Origin of the sequence: Moorena sp. SIO4A5, assembly GCF_010672005.1 — a bacterium.
In the GTDB taxonomy this organism is placed as follows: domain Bacteria; phylum Cyanobacteriota; class Cyanobacteriia; order Cyanobacteriales; family Coleofasciculaceae; genus Moorena.
Genome location: NZ_JAAHHZ010000448.1, coordinates 1 through 3,930 on the forward strand (window position 1 = coordinate 1; position 3,930 = coordinate 3,930).

3 protein-coding genes are annotated in these 3,930 nt (G+C 45.3%); 1 reads left to right on the forward strand and 2 read right to left on the reverse strand.

Features of this window, described 5'->3' with window-relative positions:
- On the forward strand, window positions 1-3,236 hold a 3,236-nt coding region (locus F6K57_RS38895; RefSeq protein ID WP_364305945.1), incomplete at its 5' end, for a CHAT domain-containing tetratricopeptide repeat protein.
- Here the strand turns inward: F6K57_RS38895 and F6K57_RS38900 are convergent.
- Window positions 3,182-3,388, reverse strand: a complete 207-nt coding sequence (locus F6K57_RS38900) for a hypothetical protein (protein WP_293074009.1) — start codon at window positions 3,386-3,388, stop codon at window positions 3,182-3,184. The two genes, F6K57_RS38895 and F6K57_RS38900, sit on opposite strands and share 55 nt — an antisense overlap.
- Window positions 3,389-3,538: 150 nt before the next feature.
- Window positions 3,539-3,745 carry a hypothetical protein gene (locus tag F6K57_RS38905; protein WP_293039436.1) on the reverse strand — a complete coding sequence of 69 codons (207 nt, stop codon included), beginning with the start codon at window positions 3,743-3,745 and terminating at the stop codon, window positions 3,539-3,541.
- Between the last annotated feature and the right edge of the window lie 185 nt (window positions 3,746-3,930).

Sequence of the window (3,930 nt, forward strand, 5' to 3'; positions counted from 1 at the left end):
AACCAAAACGGCCAACAATTTGGGCAACAGCTCTAGTTAGTTTGATCTCAGTAGGACTAATTACGCCCCAGCCCACAGTGGGAGAAACTACTATTGCCCAACAACAGGAATCAGCACAAGAACAACTCGCCAAAGCTAAGCAACTGAATCAGCAAGTTATTGATCTTAATGAGCAAGGGAAATATTCGGAAGCGATTCCCCTCGCCCAGGAAGCTTTGATAATTCGACAGCAAGTGCTTGGGGAAGAACACGCAGATGTGGCAGAAAGCCTCAATAATCTGGGGTTACTCTACAAATCAATGGGGAGATACCAACAGGCTGAACCCTTGTATACCGAAGCCTTGGAGATGACGAGACGGTTGCTGGGGAACCAACACCCAGATGTGGCATTAAGCCTGAATAATCTGGCGACACTCTACTATTCCATGGGAAGGTACCAACAGGCGGAACCCTTGTTAACCGAAGCCTTGGAGATGAGGAGACGGTTGCTGGGCAAGGAACACCCTGATGTGGCAACCAGCCTCAATAATCTGGCGGGACTCTACGAATCCATGGGAAGGTACTCAGAAGCCGAACCCTTGTTAACCCAAGCCTTGGAGATGATGAGAAGGTTGCTGGGCAACGAACACCCTTCTGTGGCAACTAGCCTCAATAATCTGGCTTTCCTCTACCAATCCATGGGAAGGTACCAACAGGCGGAACCCTTGTATACCCAATCCTTGGAGATGTGGAGACGGTTATTGGGTAAAGAACACCCAGATGTGGCAACTAGCCTGAATAATCTGGCTTTACTCTACCAATTAATGGGAAGGTACGAGCAGGCGGAACCCTTGTTAACCCAAGCTTTGGAGATGTGGAGAAGGTTACTGGGTAAAGAACACCCATCTGTGGCAAGCAGCCTTAATAATCTGGCTTTACTCTACCAATTAATGGGAAGGTACCAACAGGCGGAACCCTTGTATACCCAATCCTTGGAGATGTATAGACGGTTGCTGGGGCAGGAACACCCCTCTGTGGCAAAAAGCCTCAATAATCTGGCGGCACTCTACCAATCCATGGGAAGGTACCAACAGGCGGAACCCTTGTTAACCCAAGCCTTGGAGATGTGGAAACGGTTATTGGGTAAAGAACACCCAGATGTGGCATTAAGCCTAAATAATCTGGCTTTACTCTACCAATTAATGGGAAGATACCAACAGGCGGAACCCTTGTATACCCAAGCTTTGGAGATGTGGAGACGGTTACTGGGTAAAGAACACCCATTAGTGGCAAAAAGTCTCAATAATCTGGCGGCACTCTACCAATTAATGGGAAGGTACCAACAGGCGGAACCCTTGTTAACCCAAGCCTTGGAGATGTATAGACCTTTGCTGGGGGAGGAACACCCAGATGTGGCATTAAGCCTCAACAATCTGGCTTTACTCTACCAATCAATGGGAAGGTACCAACAGGCGGAACCCTTGTTAACCCAAGCTTTGGAGATGAACAGACGGTTGCTGGGGAACCAACACCCAGATGTGGCATTAAACCTCAATAATTTAGCTGTTTTACATCACAGTCAAGGAAACATTCCGCAAGCTCTGGAGTTTCTTGAAGCAGGATTAAATATCCAAGAACTCAATCTAGAACGTAATCTCGTTTCTGGTGCTGAAAAGCAAAAACGAGACTACATGAAAACTATTTCTGGGACAAGAGATAGAGCTATTTCTCTACACCTAAATTCAGCTCCTGATGATGAAAAAGCAGCTCGTCTAGCGTTAACAACTATACTTCGTCGCAAAGGTCGTTTACTGGATTTCTTGACCCATAGTCAGCAACTGTTGCGTAAACGCTTAGATTTCCAAAGCCAAAAATTACTAGACCGACTAAACAATACTCGCACCCAACTCGCTAACCTCACCTACAACCGACCGGATAAGCTTTCCCTTGAAGAATATCGTAATCAACTCAATGAATTAACTAATCAGGAACAGGAACTAGTCGCAAAAATTAGTCGGCGCAGTCGTGAATTTGCCCAAATCAATCAACCAGTCACCATCGAAACCATTCAACAACTCATTCCATTGGATACGGCACTGGTAGAATTTGTAGAGTACAAACCCTTCAATCCCCAAAAGAGTAGCTGGGGTAATCCCCGTTATGCCGCCTATGTACTCCGTTCTCAAGGCGCACCCCAAGGCATTGATTTAGGGGAAGTAGATGCTTTGAAACCTCTGTGGGAGATACTTGAATTATCCCTTCAAGACCGAAAAACTCGCATCCCTCAGTTAAAACAAGCAGCCCGCAATCTGGATCAGAAGCTGATGGCGAAAGTCCGTGCTTTGTTGGGAAATAGCCGCAGGATTTTACTGTCTCCAGACGGCTACCTCAACCTCATCCCTTTTGAAGCTTTAGTAGATCAAGACAACCGGTATTTAGTAGAAAGCTATGGTTTTACCTATCTCACCTCCGGTAGGGATTTACTGAGATTATCCAATCCTAATCGCAAGCTCACCCAACCAGTACTTTTGGGAGCACCAGATTTTGATAATTCGGCTCAAACTACTGCCCTTGGGGAGGAAAACCAGATAGTAGCAACCCGCAGTTTACGTGACTTTAATCCTTCAGAGTTGAGCTTATCCCCTTTACCGGGTACTCTTGAGGAAGTAAACGCGATCGCAAAGATGCTGGGTGTGGAGCCCTTGTTGGGTGCTCAAGCTAATGAAGCAGCATTGAAACAGGTTACTCGTCCCAGAATACTACATATCGCTACCCATGGTTTCTTCCAAAACAGACCTGAAAAGGAAGAGTTGACTAATGGGGATAATGCCTTACTTTGGTCATGGTTAGCATTAGCAGGAATTAAGAACAACAAGCCAGACAATGATTTAGAAGATGGCATCTTCACAGCCTTAGAAGCAACCGGATTAAATTTATCAGGTACAAAGCTAGTGGTGTTATCAGCCTGTGATACAGGTTTAGGCAATATCAGTGCTGGCGAAGGAATATATGGATTGCGTCGAGCGTTGGTAATTGCCGGGTCAGAAAGCCAAGTCATTAGTTTGTGGAACGTGAATGATGAGGCTACGAAGTATCTAATGGTGTCTTATTATCAAGGATTGAAGGATAACCAAGGGCGTTCTGAAGCTTTGCGAAGGGTTCAGTTACAAATGCTAGGAAGTCCACAGTATCAGCATCCCATTTATTGGGCGAGTTTTATTCCTTCTGGGAATTGGCGCTCTATGGTTGAGGAGTAGGGAATCGGGAGTCGGGAGTCGGGAGTCGGGAGTCGGGAATAGGGAGTAGGGAGTAGGGAGTAGGGAGTAGGGAGTAGGGCATGTTGGTGGAATAGGCATCTTAGTGGAACGGGCATGTTGGTGGAACGGGCATCTTGCCCGTATCCTGCCACAACCTGACAACCAAATAACCTTCAACCAAATAACCTTCAACCAAATAACCTTCAACCAAATAACCTTCAACCTTCAACCTTCAACCAAATAACCTTCAACCAAATAACCTTCAACCTTCAATCTTCAACCTTCAACCTTACAACCTTCAACTATTCCCGCTCATCCCTAGATTCTTCACCTATAAGATCACCTAGATCAAAAATAATCACGAATTTAGCATCAGGCATAAGCCGTTTCAGAGCTTGCATATGCCCCTCAGCATCAGAGCGATTGCGGTAACGACCAACAACAATTCGTTGCATTTTGGGCAACAGGCGAACGATTGCCCACGGATGTAGGCGATTGGCATAAGTCATAATAAATCAGGTCCTTTTCATAAGGGATTTAAAGCCAGCCTTGTGACCGTCGAAAATCCTTAGGCTGGCTTTTGTCATGGAACATTGCTAGTGTTTGATGACGTGATTTTATTATAACATAAAAATAAACCTATATTATAACATATTTTTAGAATTTTTGTTAAAAATTTTTTAGGCAGCAGGGA

Bases quoted from the DNA above. Each gene is read 5' to 3' on its own strand.
- F6K57_RS38905 (WP_293039436.1), bottom strand. From the start codon at position 3,745: ATGACTTATGCCAATCGCCTACATCCGTGGGCAATCGTTCGCCTGTTG.